The following is a 20,755-nucleotide window of genomic DNA, read 5'->3' on the forward strand; positions in this document are numbered from 1 at the left end:
CACAGATTGAAAAGCAATCAAAAAAAACCATTTCTTTATATCATCAGGGCGTTCCGATGATAGCGGTGGGATACTTACTTTATCAAAAAGCTACCGAAAAGTGATTTTACGATGAACTTGACGGCTCTATCAGCTTGACTGGGAGTAAATAGGGATCAATTTTTAGCAAAATGGAGCAAAAGCATGTGAAATGTAGTAAAACCGCTTCGCAACAAAAATTAATAATAACCATTAAAAACAATTACTTATTCTGATGTGTTTTGAAGGGTTTTACCACATTTCTCTGATTGATGAGCTACTTCACTTCCCGATACAGAAACTAGAGAAAATACGGCCTAATAAGTCATCAGAGGTAAATTCACCAGTGATTTCACTTAACGCTTGTTGAGCTAGTCTTAACTCTTCTGCCAATAATTCACCTGATTTTGCATAAACTAATTGTTCATGACCTTGCTGTAAGTGCTCTGCTGCGGTATTTAAGGCTTGTAAGTGGCGACGACGCGCTAAGAAACCACCTTCAGTATTACTATTAAAACCCATAGCTTCTTTTAGGTGCTCGCGTAGCAATTCAATACCCATTCCATCGCGTGCGGATAAGCGGATCATCGGGTAATTACCTTGAGCCGTGATCTCAACATTCTCACCCGTTAAGTCTGATTTATTACGAATAACAGTAACAGGCAAGGTATTTGGTAAACGAGCCATAAATTCAGGCCAGATATCTTCAGGGGTTGTTGCATCAGTTGTGGTGCTATCAACCATAAATAACACTCTGTCTGCTTGCTCAATCTCTTTCCAAGCACGCTCAATACCAATACGTTCAACTTCATCACTGGCTTCACGTAGACCCGCTGTATCGATAATATGCAAAGGCATACCATCGATATGAATATGTTCACGCAATACATCACGCGTTGTACCAGCAATATCCGTAACAATCGCCGCGTCTCTGCCTGCTAATGCATTCAATAAGCTTGATTTACCCGCATTAGGGCGACCCGCGATAACTACTTTCATCCCTTCACGCAGTAAGCTGCCTTGGCGTGCTTGAGCCCGAACATTATCTAATTCTGTAATAACAGCATTAAGTTTTCCTTCAATGATACCGTCAGAAAGAAAATCAATTTCTTCATCAGGGAAATCAATGGCCGCTTCAACATAGATGCGTAAGTGAGTTAATGACTCTACCATCTCGTTAATATGAGAGGAGAATGCACCTTGTAATGAATTAATCGCTGAACGTGCCGCTTGTTCTGAGCTGGCATCAATTAAATCAGCAATGGCTTCGGCTTGTGCTAAGTCGAGTTTGTCGTTTAAGAATGCGCGTTCAGAAAACTCACCAGGATTGGCAATTCGCACACCAGGAATTTGTAAGATACGTTTTAGTAATAAATCCAGAATAACGGGGCCGCCATGACCTTGTAGTTCTAGAACATCTTCGCCTGTAAATGAGTGTGGGTTTGGGAAAAAGAGGGCGATACCCTGATCAAGCACGGAGTTATCATCATTGCGAAATGGCAGATAATCGGCATAACGAGGTTTAGGTAATTTACCTAAGACAGTTTGTGCCACAAGTGCTGCTTTCGGGCCAGAAACGCGTAGGATACCAACACCGCCTCTTCCCGGAGGTGTGGCCTGAGCGACGATAGTATCAGTGCTATGCATGGTGTACTCGCTTAATCAGAATAATCATATCAATATAAAAAACAGAAGGCGGTCATTGTAGACCGCCTTCGCTATTTTATGTCACTTTCCTTTGAATGTAACCAAGGAAGAGGTTTTTCCTCATGTGACCTTATTTTTTGTCTCTGCTGTGTAAGCCTCGTTTTTCCAGACCGCGGTAAATTAACTGCTGCTGGATAATGGTCACTAAGTTACTGACGATATAGTACAGAACCAGACCTGATGGGAACCACAGGAAGAATACAGTAAACACAACCGGCATAAAGGTCATGATTTTTTGTTGCATCGGATCAGTCACTGCTGTAGGAGACAGTTTCTGAATGATGAACATTGTCACACCCATTAATAATGGCAGGATGTAGTACGGATCTTGTGCAGATAAGTCTTGGATCCATAACATAAATGGCGCATGACGTAATTCAACAGAGCCCATCAGCATGTAATACAACGCAAGGAAGATTGGCATCTGGATAATTAGTGGTAAACAACCACCCAGAGGATTCACTTTCTCTTGTTTGTATAACGCCATCATTTCTTGGCTCATACGTTGTTTGTCATCACCAATACGTTCACGCAGTGCAGCCAGTTTTGGTTGCAGTAAACGCATTTTCGCCATGGAGGTGTACTGCGCTTTAGTCAGCGGGTACATGATACCACGAACGATAAAGGTGATCATGATGATGGAGAAGCCCCAGTTACCGATAAAGCTGTGAAGGAATTTCAGCAGTTTAAACAGTGGCTGAGAGATAAACCATAACCAACCGTAGTCTACAGATAGGTCTAAATGTGGCGCAATAGCTGACATTTCTGATTGAATTTCAGGACCGACCCATAATGTTGAGCTGATATCAGCACTGCTATTTGGTGCAATTGTCACTGGTGCTGATTTATAACCAATCAGAGCAATAGATTTGTTTTCTAAAGTGATTGAGTAGAAGCTATTGTTCTGACTCTCTTTAGAAGGAACCCATGCTGTTGCAAAGTATTGTTGTAACATTGCAACCCAACCATTGTTGGTGGTTATAGATAAGTTTTTATCTTCGATATCACCAAAGCTGTATTTTTTATAGTTGGTTTCATCTGATGAGTATGCCGCACCACGATAAGTGTGTAGCGCAAAGTTGCTGCTACCTGTATCACGGCTTTCTGGCAATTTTACAGATTGTTTTAACTGACCGTAGAAGTTCATGGTCAATGTTTTATCTGTTGTATTCTCAATTTTGTAATCAATACCGATATCGTACTGACCTTTCTTTAGAATGAAGGTTTTGACGAATTTTACGCCTTCTTCATTTACGAAAGTCATAGGTACGCGTAATTCATCTTGATTTTCACCAAGTACGAATTCGTTTTTATCAGCACTATAAACTGGGCGAGATTTCTGATCTGGACCATCTGGGCCGATTAAGCCACTTTGAGCCTGATACAGGAATTGTGGTGTAGTTTCCAGTAAACGGAAAGGTGTTGTCGAATTAAGCTCGGCGGGATAGGCTAACAAATCAGCCTCATCGATAGTACCGCCCTGAGTATTGATGCGAAGATCAAGTACGTCAGTTTTTACGGTAATCAATTTTGCCTGCTCATTGCTGTTACCAGTTACAGCAAGACTATCACTGCTTGGCACGTCCGCTTGTTGCGAGACCTGTGCGGTAGTGGTGGTGTTTTGTGAAACTTTATCACCCTCCCACTGCTGCCAGATCAGGAAAGAAACGAACAGCAAAGCGATGAATAGAAGATTGCGTTGCGAATCCATCGTTAATTTTCTCTGTTATCGTCGTTTTTTCTAGGTGGGACAGGATCATCACCACCTTCGTGTAAAGGGTGGCATTTTAATATGCGTTTCACTGTTAACCAACTACCTTTTATCATTCCAAACCTGCGCAATGCCTCAATTCCGTAATGAGAGCACGTAGGATTAAAACGACAACGAGGCCCCAACAGAGGACTAATCCCCAGTTGATAGCCCCTAATCAGCAAGATCAGGACTTTTGAGCCAAGCGACAATGACGACGCCATAATTTACCCAACACTTCCGTCAATTGATGGTTATCAAGTTCAGCAACCCCTTTTCTTACTAATAGCACAAAATCCATCGGCGGTAATTCATGCTGATGTAAACGAAAGTATTCACGGGCTAATCGTTTAATACGATTGCGCTCATGAGCACGTTTAACGTTTTTCTTTGCGATTGTTAGACCGATGCGGGGATGCCCCAGCTCATTCTGGCGACCCAAAATAGTAACTTCTGGAGAACTCGCACGTTGTGGCTGCTGGAAAACAAAATTGAAATGCTTGGGAGTTAACAAACGTAACTCCCTTGGAAAAGCGAGCTTAACCACGGAATGGTTAGCTTTTATTATTTCGAAGAAACGGTCAGACGAGCGCGGCCTTTCGCACGACGGCGAGCCAGAACCTGACGACCATTTTTAGTGGCCATACGAGCGCGGAAGCCGTGGTTACGGTTGCGCTTCAGTACAGACGGTTGAAAAGTGCGTTTCATGGCGATTTCTACCTACTTAATATAATTACTGATTCAGCAAATGCGTTGACAGACAGGCGTGCAATAAATAAACAAACCAGTACTTCAATCGCAGCATCAATGATGGAAAGATGCGGGATTGTAATAAAATCACTCAAATGCGTCAATGAAGATGACGCTTTAAGTACCGATTTTTGTCGTCTTTTTTAGCAAACCCGATAATCAATCCTGACTTATGCGCAACGAGTACGCTTATTAGCGACCTAAAAAAAGTCTTAATAAGTGACTTTGTTGGTACAAGCACGCAGGGTGCAAGATTATACGGACTCATGGTGAAAGCGCAAGGATCTTTAGCGGATCAAATGAGAGATATTTGATCACTTACTATAAGAAAGAGAGATTTATGCAAAGAGAAAGTTATCCCCAATTGCTATTTGTAGGACGACTCAAGTACACTAGAACGCCTTTGCATATTTCATTTGGTGAATTATCACAAATCGGCAAGCCTGTGGATAAAAACCATAAAAACTGTGCAAAAGAAAGAGGATCTTCGTTTCATTTTGCGATATGATCCCCCGTCACGATCAGAATAGCCAGTCTGCGATCGTGAGTCACGATGTAAAAAAATCGTTGTCACCAAGAGTTGTTCCTTATTAAGAATTGAAGAGGAACGGTGTTGTGCACTTTGTATTTAGGCGCACAGTGTTTAACTGCATTTTTCCTGTTTATTTTTTAGTCTTGTTTTTTTAGGGGAGTCCGCCGTGTCACTTTCGCTTTGGCAGCATTGTCTTGCCCGATTGCAGGATGAGTTACCTGCCACTGAATTTAGTATGTGGATACGTCCCTTGCAGGCAGAACTAAGCGATAATACGCTGGCGCTGTATGCACCTAATCGTTTTGTCTTAGATTGGGTGAGAGAAAAATACATTAATAATATCAACGCATTATTAGTGGATTTTTGTGGCTCTGAAGTCCCTTCTTTACGTTTTGAAGTGGGTAATAAACCCGCATCTGCACGTACTACAGAAAGTATTCCTAAAGCTGTTGTACATCCGACAGTGAATACCGCTCCAACACATAGTCAGCCTGTTCGTCCTAGTTGGGATAATCAACCGGCATCTCAGCTGCCTGAACTCAATTATCGTTCTAATGTTAACCCTAAACATAAGTTTGATAATTTCGTTGAAGGTAAGTCAAACCAGTTAGCAAGAGCAGCGGCAAGACAAGTTGCTGATAACCCAGGTGGAGCTTATAACCCACTCTTTTTATATGGTGGAACAGGGCTTGGTAAAACGCACTTGTTACACGCCGTGGGTAACAGCATTATGGAACGCAAAGCGAATGCAAAAGTCGTGTATATGCATTCTGAACGATTCGTACAAGATATGGTAAAAGCATTACAAAATAATGCGATAGAAGACTTTAAGCGCTATTACCGTTCTGTGGATGCACTATTAATTGATGACATTCAATTTTTCGCCAATAAAGAGCGTTCACAAGAAGAATTTTTTCATACCTTTAACGCATTGTTAGAGGGAAATCAGCAAATTATTTTAACGTCAGACCGTTATCCTAAAGAGATAAATGGTGTTGAAGACAGATTAAAATCACGCTTCGGTTGGGGATTAACGGTTGCTATTGAGCCACCTGAACTTGAAACCCGAGTGGCGATTTTGATGAAAAAAGCGGATGAAAACCAAATTCAGTTACCTGACGAAGTGGCCTTTTTTATTGCTAAAAGACTTCGTTCTAACGTCCGTGAGCTTGAAGGTGCATTAAACCGAGTAATTGCTAACGCAAACTTTACAGGTCGTGCGATTACTATCGACTTTGTACGTGAAGCATTACGTGATCTGCTCGCCTTGCAGGAAAAATTAGTCACTATCGATAATATTCAAAAAACGGTTGCTGAATATTATAAAATTAAAGTTGCTGATTTACTGTCAAAGCGGAGATCCCGATCGGTTGCCCGTCCGAGGCAAATGGCAATGGCGCTGGCGAAGGAATTAACAAACCACAGCTTGCCTGAAATCGGGGATGCCTTTGGTGGTCGTGATCATACAACAGTCCTTCATGCATGCCGAAAAATAGAGCAATTGCGTGAAGAAAGTCATGACATCAAAGAAGATTTTTCTAACTTAATCAGAACATTATCATCCTAGCGCTATGAAATTTATCATTGAACGTGAACAGCTTCTTAAGCCGCTACAACAAGTAAGTGGCCCTTTAGGTGGTCGTCCAACATTACCTATTTTAGGTAACCTATTGCTTAAGGTAACTGAAAATACCTTATCGCTAACGGGGACTGACCTTGAAATGGAGATGGTGGCAAGAGTTAATCTTAGCCAATCTCATGAAATTGGCGCCACAACTGTTCCTGCGCGTAAGTTTTTTGATATTTGGCGTGGGCTACCAGAAGGTGCTGAAATTAGTGTTGAGCTCGATGGTGATCGCCTATTAGTGCGTTCAGGTCGCAGTCGTTTCTCCTTATCAACATTACCTGCATCTGATTTTCCTAATTTAGATGATTGGCAAAGTGAGGTTGAATTTACTTTGCCTCAAGCAACATTAAAACGTCTAATTGAGTCCACTCAATTTTCAATGGCGCATCAAGATGTGCGTTATTACCTCAACGGTATGTTGTTTGAAACTGAAAATACAGAGTTACGCACAGTTGCAACAGATGGACACCGTTTAGCAGTATGTTCAATGGATATTGGGCAATCTTTACCGGGACATTCTGTTATTGTTCCTCGTAAAGGTGTTATTGAATTGATGCGTTTACTTGATGGCGGCGGTGAAAGCTCACTGCAATTGCAAATCGGTAGTAATAATATACGTGCACATGTGGGTGATTTTATTTTCACCTCGAAGTTGGTTGATGGTCGTTTTCCTGACTATCGTCGTGTATTACCGAAAAATCCAACGAAAACAGTGACTGCGGGTTGTGATATTCTTAAACAGGCATTTTCTCGTGCTGCAATTTTATCCAATGAGAAATTCCGTGGTGTGCGTATAAACCTCACCAACGGTCAATTGAAAATTACAGCTAATAACCCTGAGCAAGAAGAAGCAGAAGAGATTGTTGATGTTCAATATCAAGGTGAAGAAATGGAAATTGGCTTTAATGTCAGTTATCTCCTTGATGTACTCAATACATTGAAATGTGAAGAAGTTAAACTTCTACTAACAGATGCTGTTTCAAGTGTTCAAGTAGAGAATGTGGCAAGTTCTGCGGCTGCTTATGTTGTTATGCCAATGCGTTTATAATAGTCACTAACATGATTTTATCCCGTTTATTGATCCGTCATTTTAGAAATATTGAACAGGCGGATCTGCCATTAGCGGATGGCTTTAATTTCCTTGTTGGACCTAACGGGAGTGGTAAAACAAGTATACTTGAAGCGATTTACACGTTAGGCCACGGACGCGCATTTCGTAGTTCTCAAGCTAATCGCGTGATCCAGCATGATGAAAATGAATTTATTCTTCATGGGCGCTTAAGTGGGCTAAATGAAGAGAGCCGTGGCTATGCGATTGGATTAAGTAAAGATCGCGAAGGCAATAGTACAGTTCGTATTGATGGCAGCGATGGTCATAAAATTGCAGAGTTAGCAAAATTGTTACCTATGCAATTAATAACACCTGAAGGCTTTACACTACTGAATGGTGGGCCTAAATATCGTCGTGCTTTTATTGATTGGGGTTGTTTCCATAATGAACCTCGATTTTTTGCTGCATGGTCAGATTTAAAACGTGTATTAAAACAACGTAATGCAGCACTGAGGCAAGCAACGTCTTATCGACAACTGATGCCTTGGGATAAAGAGCTTATCTTATTAACAGAACAGATAAGTGAATGGCGAGCTCAATATACCGAAGATATCGCTAAAGATATTGAAGAAACGTGTCGTCTGTTTTTACCTGAATTTTCGTTGAAAGTTAGCTTTCAACGGGGATGGGATAAAGAAACTGATTATGGTGAGTTGCTAGCACGTCAATTTGAACGTGATAAAATGTTAGCGTATACCTCACTTGGTGCTCATAAGGCGGATTTACGTATTAGAGCAAACGGCACGCCAGTAGAAGATATGTTGTCACGAGGCCAGCTCAAGTTGTTGATGTGTGCTTTGAGGCTGGCACAAGGTGAATATTTCACTCGTAAGAATGGGCAAAGATGCCTGTATCTGCTCGATGATTTTGCTTCCGAATTAGATGCGAGTCGGCGTCAGTTATTAGCCGAGCGTCTAAAGTCTACGCAAGCTCAAGTGTTTGTCAGTGCGATAACACAAGGGCAAGTGAAAGATATGCTAGATGTAAATAGCAGGCTATTTAGCGTAGAACGTGGCAAAATAGAGGTTAAACCATAGGAATAAAGCGAGAAACGTTGATGTCGAATACATATGACTCCTCAAGTATCAAAGTATTAAAAGGGCTGGATGCGGTGCGTAAGCGCCCGGGGATGTATATCGGGGATACAGATGATGGAACCGGTCTGCATCACATGGTCTTCGAGGTGGTCGACAACGCAATCGACGAAGCCCTCGCGGGTTTCTGTGATGAGATAATTGTCACTATCCATTCAGATAACTCCGTCTCTGTTCGAGATGATGGTCGTGGAATTCCAACCGGCATTCACCCAGAAGAGGGTGTCTCAGCAGCAGAGGTTATTATGACCGTTCTGCATGCGGGAGGTAAATTCGATGATAACTCCTATAAAGTCTCTGGTGGACTTCATGGTGTAGGGGTTTCTGTTGTTAATGCGTTGTCTGAAAAACTTGAACTGACAATCCATCGTGATGGAAATATCCATCAACAAATTTATCGTCATGGTGTGCCTGATGATCGCTTAAAAGTGATTGGCGATACTGAAAAATCAGGGACATTTGTACGCTTCTGGCCAAGTCTTGAAACCTTTAAAGGTGAGACTGAATTCCAGTATGAGATCCTAGCAAAACGTCTTCGTGAGTTGTCATTCTTAAACTCAGGCGTTTCTATTCGTTTAATTGATAAACGTGATAACCGAGAAGATCATTTCCACTATGAAGGCGGTATTAAAGCATTCGTTGAATACTTAAGCCGTAACAAAACGCCTATTCATCAAAACGTATTCTATTTCTCAACAGAAAAAGACAATATTGGTGTTGAAGTGGCAATGTTGTGGAATGACGGTTTCCAAGAGAACGTTTATTGCTTTACCAACAATATTCCACAACGTGATGGTGGTACTCACTTAGTTGGTTTCCGTACTGCAATGACACGTACGTTAAACAACTATATGGATAAAGAAGGTTTTAATAAGAAATCGAAAATCAGTGCAACGGGTGATGACGCTCGTGAAGGCTTGATTGCGGTTATCTCTGTTAAAGTCCCAGATCCTAAATTCTCATCACAAACAAAAGATAAACTGGTTTCTTCAGAAGTGAAAACAGCGGTAGAAACGCTGATGAATGAGAAACTGGTGGAATATCTGTTAGAAAACCCAAATGACGCGAAAATCGTTGTCGGCAAAATTATTGATGCTGCTCGTGCGCGTGAAGCTGCACGTAAAGCGCGTGAAATGACTCGTCGTAAAGGCGCATTAGATTTAGGTGGCTTACCGGGTAAATTAGCGGACTGTTCTGAACGTGATCCTGCTTTCTCTGAACTGTATTTAGTGGAAGGGGACTCTGCGGGTGGCTCTGCAAAACAAGGGCGTAACCGTAAAACACAGGCTATTCTTCCGTTAAAAGGTAAAATCCTAAACGTTGAGAAAGCGCGCTTTGATAAAATGTTGGCATCTCAAGAAGTTGCAACGTTAATCACTGCATTAGGTTGTGGTATCGGTCGTGATGAATATAACCCAGATAAACTGCGTTATCACAGCATTATCATCATGACGGATGCGGACGTCGATGGTTCTCACATTCGTACTCTGTTACTGACCTTCTTCTATCGTCAAATGCCAGAAATTATCGAACGTGGTCATATCTTTATTGCTCAGCCACCACTTTACAAAGTGAAGAAAGGTAAACAAGAGCAATACATCAAAGATGATGACGCAATGGACGAGTATCTGATGTCGATCGCTCTTGATGGTGCAGCACTGTATGTGAGCGAACACGCACCCGCAATGCATGGCGAGCAACTTGAAAAACTGGTTGTTGATTACCATGCAGCGCACAAAATTATTCGTCGTATGGAGCGTATCTATCCACTTAGCATGTTAAACAGCTTGGTGTATCACTCAACGCTGACAGAAGATGCGTTATCTGATAAAGCCAAAGTTGAAGAGTGGATGAGTGGCTTGGTTAACCGCTTAAACGAAGCCGAAGATCAAGGCAGTACTTATAGCTACACCATCGCTCAAAATGATGAAAATCGTCTGTTCGAACCTGTATTACGTATTCGTACTTATGGTGTGGATACAGACTACAAATTGGATTATGACTTTATCCACAGTAGCGAATATCAACGCATTACGCATTTAGGTGACATTATCGGTAACCTAATTGAAGAGGGTGCGTTTATTGAGCGAGGTGAACGTCGTCAGCCAATTTCAAGTTTTGAAGAAGCACTTGAGTGGTTAACAAAAGAATCACGTCGTGGTCTTGCTGTACAGCGTTATAAAGGTCTTGGTGAAATGAACCCAGAGCAATTATGGGAAACCACCATGAATCCAGATACACGCCGTATGATGCAAGTCACCGTGAAAGATGCGATCGCAACTGATGAATTATTTACCACCTTAATGGGTGATGCAGTTGAACCTCGTCGTGCCTTTATCGAAGAGAATGCGCTGAAAGCGGCAAATATTGATATCTAGTTTTATTCTAAATTAGATAAAAAAAGCGGAGCTGTGAAAACGGCTCCGCTTTTTTGTTGGCTACAACAATCACACTATCCGCGCTTACCTGCCAAACGGCACAGCATTTCTGTCACTAAATAGCTCTTTTCAAATGAGCTAACAGGTAAAAATTCAAAACGAGAGTGGAAATTCAGTGCACCAGTGAAATAGTTTGGTGTGAGTAATCCTCTTGCTGAAAGCGCAGAGCCATCTGTACCTCCTCGCATTGGGATCACATTAGGTTGAATATTTAATTGTTTTAATGCTTCAAAAATAAGTTCGATAGCGGTGCGATCTTCCCCAATCGAATCACTGATATTGCTATATACATCGACAATCTCATAGTTGATTTGTGCACGAGGATGGCGAGCTTGGATCAAAGCAACAGACTGTTTAATAAACTGTTTACGAGCTTCATAACTTTGTTTATCAAAGTCACGAATAGCCATTTTAATCACCGCATTATCAGGATTGGCTATTAAATCGGTGACATAGAAATAACCTTCACGATGCTCGGTATGCTCTGGTGTATCAAAGCGGTCAAAACAGCCAATAAAATCATGAGCAACACGAATTGGGTTTAACAATACATTTTTCGCGGACATTGGGTGCGCAGTAACACCTTTTACAGACACTTTAATTGACGCGGCATTGAAGGTTTCATACACCACTTCACCTAATGCACAACAATCAATAGTGTAAGCAAAATCAACGTTAAAGCGAGATAAATCCATCAGTTTAGAACCGCGTAATCCAATTTCTTCATCGGGTACAAACGCGACATAGATATCGCCACAATCAAAATCAGCTTGTTGCAGTTTATCCATTAATTCCATCACAACGGTGATCGCCGCTTTATTATCAGCCCCTAATACACTTGTGCCATCACTGAAAATAATCTCTTCACCGATATAAGGCACAGCTTCAGGGTGTTCTTGAGCTTTAAACCAGATATCTTTCTCTTTATTTAAGCAGAGATCTTTACCTTCATAACGTAGTGTTTGAGGGTGAATATTGGGTGATATTCCCACATCAACCGTATCAAGGTGAGCAACAAAACCCACTTTAGGCGCATTGGGGTTATTACCTGGTCTCATCGCATATAAAATGGCATGAGAGTCGATATAAATATCTTTTAATCCGTAAGTTTCTAGTTCTTTAGCCAGTAACTTTGCTAGCTCAAGTTGCCCTTGTGTGCTGGGTACCACAGAAGCAGATGCATCACTTTGGCTTTCAACTGCCAGATAACGGAAGAAACGCTGTTCTAACTTTTTACCTAGGGTGTTCATTATAATGTTGTTCCTAATACTGTTATTTTATAAGAATGATTTATGCAGGTTGCCATGTATATCCACTGTCAAAACCAAGAGGGATATCTAATCCCCAAAAGATAAACAGTGTGGTGGTTAATACAATAAGCAAGCCAATAGTAAAGGGGATCATCATTGAGCATAGTGTACCGATACCTGCACCTTTATAGTATTTTTGGCAATACATCAAAATCAGTGGATAGAATGGGAACATTGGTGTGCTCACATTCATTGCAGAATCACTAACTCGGAACGCGGCTTGCGTTAATTCAGGTGAAATTCCGACAGCCATTAACATGGGGACTAATACTGGTGCAATAACAGCCCATTTTGATGTTGCTGAGGTGATCATGATATTTAAAATCGCAGTCAGCAAAATTACCCCTAATACCGTCATACCTGAAGGCATATTAAGTGTACGCAGTAATTCCGCACCTGATAATGCTAATAGTGTACCTAAATTTGAGTGCTGAAAAGAGTAAAGAAATTGAGCCGCAAAAAAGGCGAAAACGATAAATGGGATCAGTGATTTGGTGATATTTTCCATTGCTTTGACAATATCTTTTGTAGACGCAAAAGACTTTGTCATATAGCCATAAATTAAACCGGGTACAGAAAAGAAGATAAACAGTAAAGGCACCACAATTTGCATAATTGGGGCTTTAGGGCTGGTTAAACTGCCTTCTGGTGAACGTAATGGTGACGTTTCTGGTAATAACAGTGCAAATAAACCAATTCCCATCAGCACAACTGCCCAACCTGCAAAACGGAATGCTCGTTTTTCTATTGGTGTGATTTCACCTAACTCTGCATCTTTGGTATCAATACCAGAAGAGATAGGGCAGTTTTTATTTAACCAAGGCTCTACAATTTTTTCAGTGATATACCAACAAGTTAAAATAACGCCAAATGTTCCACCTACGCTAAAAAAGTAGTTACATAAAACGTTAACGCTATATCCTGGAGCCATAATTTGCGCTGCTTCTTGAGTAAAGCTTTGCATTATTGGATCAATAATTGACGGTGTATAACTAGCTGTAAACCCACCCGCTAAACCTGCAAATGAGGCAGCGATACCTGCTAAAGGATGACGACCACTGGCATAGAACATCATCGCAGAGACTGGCATAAGAATAACGTAAGCGGAGTCGGAAGCTAAGTGAGCAACAATACCAACAAAAACAACCGTCGGTGTCAGCATTTTAGGAGAAATAAACGAAAGCATTTTTTTTAGAGCAGTTTTAATAAAGCCGCTGCTTTCTGCAATACCAATTCCTAATGTTGCAACAATCGTGATCCCAAGTGGAGGAAAGCTAATGAAATTTTTCACTGCACTTGTCACAAATAATATGATTTCTTCATATTGAAACATATTAATAACGGCGATTTTCTCTTTAGTAACAGGGTGGAAATAATCAAAATGCACAAAAGAGAGAAAGAATGAAAATATCCAGCAGATTATTAAGGCGTAAACGAACAACATCGTAACATCAGGCATGATATTACCAATGCGCTCGACTCGGTTTAAAAAGCCTTTTTTATTGGGTTGTGTTTGTGTTGTCATATTTATAATGCATCTTTTTATAAAAGTAATAAAAATCACCTTAAATAAATGACAATAAAAAGTAAATTTATTTTTAAATAATAAGTAGTTACCGAGGTTCATATGAAAGAAAGAGAAAAGGAATAATATATTAGAAATTATTATATTTAGATTTTTGGCATCATTATTTTTCAGTTGTTAAAAAATGCTTTATTTATTTTTACACTCTGTTTTGAATAAAAATAGGTGGATTGTGCTGAATAATCAGCCTGAATTCTTTAGAGTTATTTTTGAAATTATTGTAGAAAACTTGTTTTATAAAGATCTATAAAATTAAAAATAAATAAAATAAGAAAAATTAAAAAATAGTTTTATGAGAAAAAGGTGTGAGGAAAATAAGAAATGAAGCTAATAACTATTGAGAATAAGAATATCAACCATTTCTATTTTCTTAAAATGGCCGATATTCTAAAGAATGAATTTTAACGCAGAATATTCAACATACGACGTAAAGGCTCTGCGGCACCCCATAACAGCTGGTCACCCACTGTAAAGGCTGAAATAAATTCAGGGCCCATATTTAGTTTACGAATACGGCCTACTGGTGTGCTCAATGTACCTGTGACTGCTGCTGGTGTTAATTCACGCATAGTTAATTCACGATCATTAGGAATGACTTTTACCCAATCATTATGGCTTGCGAGTAACTGTTCAATCTCTGCAACAGGTAAGTCTTTTTTCAGTTTTAAGGTGAATGCTTGGCTATGGCAACGTAATGCACCAATACGAACACAAAGACCATCCACAGGAATGATATTAGAACCTGTATTTAGGATCTTGTTGGTTTCAGCTTGCCCTTTCCACTCTTCACGGCTTTGACCGTTTTCTAGTTGTTTATCAATCCAAGGGATCAAACTACCTGCAAGAGGAACACCAAATTGTTCGGTAGGCATTGTACCGCTGCGCGTAAAGTTAGTGACTTTACGTTCAATATCTAATATTGCAGATGCTGGGTTTTCTAGCTCTTTAACCACTTGATTATGTAAAGAACCCATCTGTGACAGTAGCTCTCTCATATGACGAGCACCAGCCCCAGACGCCGCTTGATAAGTAGATACGCTTGCCCATTCCACTAGATTGTTAGCAAACAGACCACCTAATGACATTAGCATTAAACTGACGGTGCAATTACCACCGACAAAGGCTTTAATGCCTTTATTTAAGCTATCTTGAATATGCTGCCCATTAACAGGATCGAGAATAATCACTGCATCATCATTCATACGCAGTGCTGATGCTGCATCAATCCAGTAACCTTGCCAACCGGCTTGGCGTAGTTTGGGATAGATTTCATTGGTGTAGTCACCACCTTGGCAACTAATAATAATATCGAGTGATGCTAAGGTATCAATGTCATAAGCATCTTGCAGAGTACTACGGTGATTACCATAAGCAGGTGCTGCTTCACCTAATTGAGATGTGGTGAAGAAAACAGGGTTTATCCCATCAAAATCACGTTCTTCAACCATTCTTTGCATTAAAACGGAGCCGACCATACCACGCCAGCCCACAAAACCAACATTTTTCATTGTAATTACCCTGTCTTTGTCTGTAGGAATAGTGAGAGACCTCACACTAACCTGACAAAATATAGAGATAGGTGCAAGTGAATTTATTGATTATTTGCCAAAGAATTAGAAGCGTTTCTTATAGTCTGCATAGAGTTAACAAAAGGAAACCACAGAACGAACAAATATCAATAATTTGTTAAAAGCAAAATGGATGAGTCATTAAAATGTAAGAATATTCTGTTATTTCTTATTTCATTTTTTTAATAAATAAAAATATATTCTTGTTTAAGAAAATAGAGTAAAAATAGAAAAATGTAAAATAGTGTAATATATAAGAAAAACGTATTTACTTAGATATGGCTCCAAGCTTTATACTGAAAAACGTTATCCAAGAGATGACATAAATTCATAAATAAAAAATAACGATGAATATTCTTCATTTTATCTGATTTTTATTTTACCTTGATAAAAAGGTTTTAGGAGGCGCAAATGGATATATCTACATTCATTCCATTATCTACGTATTACTCATATTTAAAGCGGTTTGTGATTTCACCAACCACAATGGGTACTATCGCACCTTCATCTCGTTGGTTATGTTATGAAATGCTGGATAAACTCAACTGGCATCAAGATGTTCAAATTGCAGAATTAGGCGCGGGTACTGGCGTTATTACGCATCAAATTCTAAAAAGAATGTCTGCACATTCATCGTTGGATGTCTTTGAAATAGAACCGAGTTTCGCCACTGAACTGCGTAAAATTGATGATAAACGCTTAAGGATTTATACCACATCAGCAGAGAAATTAGATAGTCATTATAATATGATTATTTCAGGGCTTCCTTTTCTATCTATTAATCGAAAATTAGGATTAAAAATCTTAAAACGGGTTCATAGTGAGTTATTAAAAACACAGGGTTGCTTTGTTCTTTTCCAATATACAACTCGATATGAAAAGACATTATCTCGTTATTTTCATTTGGAAAAAAGACGTGTAATACGAAATGTTCCTCCTGCTTGGGTTTATTATTGCACACCAAAAATAAAATAGGGTGAATATAAAGCTTATCCGATTTTTATATTGTAAATAATCAATATTATTTATTCAGATAAAACTTGAGCAAGTCGCGTAATACTGTTTTCAATTTCGGTAGAATTATGAGCTGCATATCCTAATAATACGCCCTGTTTAGGATAAGCTTGCATGCAGTAACGTGATAAAGGCTGTATAGCTAAGCCAATTTCTTGCCCTTTTTTAACAATATATTCTTCTGTGTAGCCAGCCAGTAGCCAGCAGACAATATGGATCCCAGAGTCTGTCGGTTCAACACAGAAAACATGAGATAAATGTGTTTTTATGGCATTAGTCAATACTTGATAACGTTCATAGCAGGCTTTTCGTATTCGTCGAACATGGCGTGCATAATGACCTTGAGAAATAAACAGCGCTAATGTTGCTTGCTCTAAAAAGCCTGAGTGAGAGTCGGTGTAGTATTTAGCGACTTTAAAAGCGTCAACTAAAGTTTGAGGCACGACTAAAAAGCCTAAACGAAACCCGGGATACATCATTTTTGAAAATGTACCGGCATAAATAACGCGCTGGTATTTATCTAAACCTTGTAGAGATTGAATGGGTTTGGAGTGATAGCGAAATTCGCTATTGTAGTCATCTTCAAAGATCCACACATTATGGGATGATGCCCACTCTAATAACGCAATACGGCGTGAAAGTGAGAGGGTATTACCTAAAGGGAATTGATGTGAAGGTGTTGTAAAAACAAGTTTTGCTTCAGGACACTGCTCTATTCCTTGAAAAATATCCATTCCATCAATATCTGAATTTATTGGGTGTGATTTTATACCATAAGATGTGAAGATCCCTCGTGCGCTGTCATAACCAGGATCATCTAACCAAACGGCATCGCCTTCTTTTAATAATACTCTGGTGGTGAGGTTAATCGCTTGCTGTGTTCCATTTACAATAATGATTTGTTCAGGTTGGCAATAAAGACCACGAGTTGATTGCATATATTGGCATATCATCTCTTTTAATGGGGTATAGCCTGTTGGCGAATTAAATGTTGCGAGTGCTTTTTTTGATTGCCGCCAAATACGCCCTAATAATCTTCCCCAAAGTTCATGTGGAAAAAGATCAACACATCCGACTCCGACGTGAAAAATAGGGTTACTGTTTATATTGGGTTGCGATTGTTGCCAAAAATCCTGTGCTTTTTGCATATTCGGATTTAGCGTTTCTAACGGATTTTCTATTAACAAAGAAGAGGCTGGATTGGTTGTTTTAGCCCACTTATCAGAAATAATGGCATCAGGGATTGTACTTGCAACAAAAGTACCTGCACCGCGTCGAGTAAATAAATAACCTTCATCAATTAAACGTTCAAATCCTGCAATAACAGAATTACGGGAAATCGACATCATTTCAGCTAAGGTACGGCTTGATGGTAAGCGACTACCAGAAGATAAACGCCCATCTAAAATAGCTTTTCTAATCGCGTGATAAATCTGAGAACCAATAGGTCCTTCCTCTAAAACAAGGTTAGGAAAATAAGCTGTTTTTTTCTGTTTCATAAAGTGGATCCTATAAAAACACAAAAAGTGTACCTTATTGAGAACCAAAATTAAACGTACCATGGCAACGATTAAAGGCAGGGTGATACCTCCTTTTGTTTATACCGTTTATAAAAGTAGAAGGAAGCAAAGAGATGAGCACAACACCAATAACTGTTTCAATTCAGTTTGTTGAACAAGCGCATTATGCTCAATGGTTGCCACATTGGTTAAGTTATCAAGCATTTTATAAAGTTGAGTTATCAGAAGAAATTACATTAAAAACATGGGCACGTTTTTTTGATGAAAAAGAGCCTGTTTATTGTGCCGTAGCGATGGAAGGTGAAAAGGTATTGGGTTTTGTTCATTACCTTTTTCATCGTTCAACATGGGCTGAAAGTGATTTTTGTTATTTAGAAGATTTATTTGTTTCACCAGATATACGCGGCCGCCACGTAGGTAAGCAACTTATTGAGTTTGTTAATCAACAAGCAAAACAGCGTGATTGTGCTCGTTTATATTGGCATACACAGGAAACCAACTTACGCGGTCAACGTTTATATAACTGGGTGGCAGAAAAACCAGGTGTGATTGAATACCGTATGGCGCTGTAAAAGAACGTTAGATAGAGCCGATAGGGTATAAAAGAGATGGCAATATTTACCATCTCTTTTCTGAGTTAGGGTTATTTATTAGATTAAATTTCAGTTAGTTAAACGCTTGTTGGCAATAGAATTCATTGCCAACTTTTTTTGCTTCTTCACAAGCCTGTTTCATTAGTTCGTCAGCTTTTTGCTTATTTGGTTCGATAATATGATATTGACCAGAGAACATAAAAGAGGCCATTGCTTGAGCAAATCCTTCAAAAGTTATTTCGTTGGCTTTTGCAAACCACATATTCGCTTTTTCAGTATCTACAGGGACATTACCTACTCCGCTATAAAGAACACCTAACCAAATCGGCGCATAAACAAGTTCAGGTTGATGCGTTGCTGCGGCTTCTTCTAATAATGCAATTGCTTTTTTATAATCGGTTTCACCAGATAAAGGTGCTATCAGGGCTGTTGCCAGACTGATTTTTCCTCTTATGCTTCCTTTATTCGCTGCGGTTGTTGCTAACTTTCTTGCATCAACATAATGATTTTTAAAATAAGGGTCAGTATTAAATAAATAGAGATCAGCAAGTAGTGCGTAGGCATCGGCATAATTATTTTTTATGGCTTCATTAGCCCACAGTTGTGCATTAAAGAGATTTTTTTCTACACCCGTTCCCATTAAATACATTTCAGCCAATTGATATTGAGCTTGTGCATTATGGTTTAGTGCTTCTGTGCGGGTTTGTTCAAACACTCTTTTTTCTTGTTCTTCAAAATTAGCATGCAAAGAAAAAGAGAAGAAAAGGGTCATTAAACTGATAAAGGTCGAAATAGATTTAATAAATGTCATGTAGAGTACCGTTTGTAATGATTTTGAAAATCTTACCAATAATAATGGTATAAAAGCAGTTTATTTCTTCGACTTAATCAAACAAATAACAATATTGGGAGAGCGATAATGGCGATTGACCTTAGCAATCTTGTCACTGAAAGTAGAAATCATAACAGTGAAAATATAGACACACTTTCAACATTCGATATGCTAAAAGTCATCAATAATGAAGATAAAAAAGTGCCATTAGCAGTCGAGAAAGCGTTACCTGAAATTGCTCAATTAGTTGATAAAGTTGCAATTGCTTTTTCTCAAGGTGGTCGCCTTATTTATTGCGGAGCAGGTACATCGGGACGATTAGGGATTTTAGATGCCAGTGAATGCCCTCCAACTTATGGTACACCTCATGATATGGTGATTGGTTTAATTGCTGGTGGACACAAGGCTATTTTACAAGCTGTCGAGAATGCAGAAGATAATATTCAATTAGGTGAACAAGATTTACGCCAACTTAATTTTAATGAAAAAGATGTATTAGTGGGTATTGCTGCGAGCGGCAGAACCCCTTATGTCATTGGTGCTTTAAATTATGCAAAATCATTAGGGGCGACAACAGGTGCCATTAGCTGTAATCCTGAAAGCCCTATTGCACAAATTGCAGATATCGCTATTACACCGATTGTGGGAGCAGAGGTGGTCACAGGATCATCACGAATGAAAGCGGGCACAGCACAAAAGCTTATCTTAAATATGATAACAACGGCTGCGATGATAAAAATCGGCAAAGTGTTTGGTAATTTGATGGTGGATGTTGAAGCGACCAATGCCAAGCTTGTTGAGCGCCAAGTTCGTATTGTGATGCAAGCAACAGAGTGTGAAAGAGCTATTGCTGAACAAGCGTTATCACAATGTCAGCGTCACTGTAAAACGGCAATTTTGATGATCTTAGCAAACGTAGATGCACAGCAAGCTGCACAGATGCTTAATCAAAATAAAGGGTTTATTAGAAAGGCGTTGGAATAGTGTAATGCTACAATTTAATGTTCTCTATAAAGTACTATTATTGACATCCTCCTCGCCCTATGAACTGCATCCCAAAAGTTGGACTCTTTTAGTCTAATTTGAAGGGTGCTTTTTTATGTTAAAACATACTCTAGAGTTTAAATTTGAAATTATTCAGGCTTACCTAAATGATGAAGGGCCACCTAAAATACTCAGTAAAAGGTTTAAAATTAATCATGCCATAATCCGCCTATGGATTGAAAATTATCGATTACACGGGTTAGGTGACTTAAAAGTTAAAACGTCAAAACAAGTTTATTCTCCCGAGTTCAAATTTCATGCA

General features: G+C 39.4%; 17 protein-coding genes. 7 read left to right on the top strand and 10 right to left on the bottom strand.

Annotated features, from left to right (window positions below):
- Window positions 1-300: 300 nt before the first annotated feature.
- From mnmE to rpmH, 5 genes are all read right to left on the bottom strand, one after another.
- Window positions 301-1,665 (bottom strand): tRNA uridine-5-carboxymethylaminomethyl(34) synthesis GTPase MnmE, encoded by a 1,365-nt coding sequence (mnmE, locus tag ACWPWK_RS10110; RefSeq protein ID WP_109373357.1) that lies wholly within the window; start codon window positions 1,663-1,665, stop codon window positions 301-303.
- Between the two features lie 130 nt (window positions 1,666-1,795).
- On the bottom strand, window positions 1,796-3,436 hold the full coding sequence (gene yidC, locus ACWPWK_RS10115) for a membrane protein insertase YidC (protein ID WP_023583364.1): 1,641 nt from the start codon (window positions 3,434-3,436) through the stop codon (window positions 1,796-1,798).
- A gap of 2 nt (window positions 3,437-3,438) precedes the next feature.
- Window positions 3,439-3,699 carry a membrane protein insertion efficiency factor YidD gene (gene yidD, locus ACWPWK_RS10120; RefSeq protein ID WP_072070482.1) on the bottom strand — a complete coding sequence of 87 codons (261 nt, stop codon included), beginning with the start codon at window positions 3,697-3,699 and terminating at the stop codon, window positions 3,439-3,441.
- Window positions 3,663-4,022, bottom strand: coding sequence for a ribonuclease P protein component (rnpA, locus tag ACWPWK_RS10125; RefSeq protein ID WP_071788569.1), 360 nt, complete (start codon window positions 4,020-4,022; stop codon window positions 3,663-3,665). Before rnpA ends, yidD begins: the two co-directional genes overlap by 37 nt.
- A 17-nt stretch (window positions 4,023-4,039) precedes the next feature.
- Window positions 4,040-4,183 (bottom strand): 50S ribosomal protein L34, encoded by a 144-nt coding sequence (gene rpmH, locus ACWPWK_RS10130; RefSeq protein ID WP_004246509.1) that lies wholly within the window; start codon window positions 4,181-4,183, stop codon window positions 4,040-4,042.
- Between the two features lie 740 nt (window positions 4,184-4,923).
- Between rpmH and dnaA the strand changes: the two genes are divergently transcribed.
- The 4 genes from dnaA to gyrB are packed head-to-tail and all read left to right on the top strand — an operon-like array spanning window position 4,924 to window position 10,967.
- Complete coding sequence (dnaA, locus tag ACWPWK_RS10135; protein ID WP_100157783.1) at window positions 4,924-6,324, top strand: chromosomal replication initiator protein DnaA; 1,401 nt, start codon at window positions 4,924-4,926, stop codon at window positions 6,322-6,324.
- A 4-nt stretch (window positions 6,325-6,328) separates the two neighbouring features.
- Window positions 6,329-7,432 carry a DNA polymerase III subunit beta gene (gene dnaN / locus ACWPWK_RS10140; RefSeq protein WP_075673270.1) on the top strand — a complete coding sequence of 368 codons (1,104 nt, stop codon included), beginning with the start codon at window positions 6,329-6,331 and terminating at the stop codon, window positions 7,430-7,432.
- An 11-nt stretch (window positions 7,433-7,443) separates the two neighbouring features.
- Complete coding sequence (gene recF, locus ACWPWK_RS10145; RefSeq protein ID WP_109373358.1) at window positions 7,444-8,532, top strand: DNA replication/repair protein RecF; 1,089 nt, start codon at window positions 7,444-7,446, stop codon at window positions 8,530-8,532.
- A gap of 20 nt (window positions 8,533-8,552) precedes the next feature.
- Window positions 8,553-10,967 (top strand): DNA topoisomerase (ATP-hydrolyzing) subunit B, encoded by a 2,415-nt coding sequence (gyrB, locus tag ACWPWK_RS10150; RefSeq protein WP_109373359.1) that lies wholly within the window; start codon window positions 8,553-8,555, stop codon window positions 10,965-10,967.
- Between the two features lie 74 nt (window positions 10,968-11,041).
- On the opposite strand, the gene pepT is transcribed toward gyrB, so the two are convergent.
- The 3 genes from pepT to asd form a co-directional block, all read right to left on the bottom strand.
- Window positions 11,042-12,277: a peptidase T gene (pepT, locus tag ACWPWK_RS10155; protein WP_109373360.1), complete on the bottom strand. Its 1,236-nt coding sequence runs from the start codon at window positions 12,275-12,277 to the stop codon at window positions 11,042-11,044.
- A 40-nt stretch (window positions 12,278-12,317) separates the two neighbouring features.
- Entirely contained in the window at window positions 12,318-13,862 is a 1,545-nt protein-coding gene (locus ACWPWK_RS10160) for an AbgT family transporter (RefSeq protein WP_109373361.1), read from the bottom strand.
- A gap of 461 nt (window positions 13,863-14,323) precedes the next feature.
- Window positions 14,324-15,430 (bottom strand): aspartate-semialdehyde dehydrogenase, encoded by a 1,107-nt coding sequence (gene asd / locus ACWPWK_RS10165; protein ID WP_100157779.1) that lies wholly within the window; start codon window positions 15,428-15,430, stop codon window positions 14,324-14,326.
- 471 nt (window positions 15,431-15,901) lie between these two features.
- Between asd and ACWPWK_RS10170 the strand changes: the two genes are divergently transcribed.
- Window positions 15,902-16,465, top strand: coding sequence for a class I SAM-dependent methyltransferase (locus tag ACWPWK_RS10170; protein ID WP_109373362.1), 564 nt, complete (start codon window positions 15,902-15,904; stop codon window positions 16,463-16,465).
- 50 nt (window positions 16,466-16,515) lie between these two features.
- Here the strand turns inward: ACWPWK_RS10170 and pdxR are convergent, their stop codons facing one another.
- Window positions 16,516-18,003, bottom strand: a complete 1,488-nt coding sequence (gene pdxR / locus ACWPWK_RS10175; RefSeq protein ID WP_109373363.1) for a MocR-like pyridoxine biosynthesis transcription factor PdxR — start codon at window positions 18,001-18,003, stop codon at window positions 16,516-16,518.
- Between the two features lie 134 nt (window positions 18,004-18,137).
- Here pdxR and ACWPWK_RS10180 point away from each other — a divergent pair, with 134 nt between their 5' ends.
- On the top strand, window positions 18,138-18,596 hold the full coding sequence (locus ACWPWK_RS10180) for a GNAT family N-acetyltransferase (RefSeq protein ID WP_109373364.1): 459 nt from the start codon (window positions 18,138-18,140) through the stop codon (window positions 18,594-18,596).
- A 94-nt stretch (window positions 18,597-18,690) separates the two neighbouring features.
- Here the strand turns inward: ACWPWK_RS10180 and ACWPWK_RS10185 are convergent, their stop codons facing one another.
- Window positions 18,691-19,428 (bottom strand): tetratricopeptide repeat protein, encoded by a 738-nt coding sequence (locus tag ACWPWK_RS10185; RefSeq protein WP_109373365.1) that lies wholly within the window; start codon window positions 19,426-19,428, stop codon window positions 18,691-18,693.
- A 108-nt stretch (window positions 19,429-19,536) separates the two neighbouring features.
- Here ACWPWK_RS10185 and murQ point away from each other — a divergent pair, with 108 nt between their 5' ends.
- Window positions 19,537-20,433 carry an N-acetylmuramic acid 6-phosphate etherase gene (gene murQ, locus ACWPWK_RS10190; RefSeq protein WP_109373366.1) on the top strand — a complete coding sequence of 299 codons (897 nt, stop codon included), beginning with the start codon at window positions 19,537-19,539 and terminating at the stop codon, window positions 20,431-20,433.
- The last annotated feature ends 322 nt before the right edge of the window (window positions 20,434-20,755 follow it).

The sequence above is a fragment of the Proteus sp. Marseille-Q3619 genome (assembly GCF_965283115.1).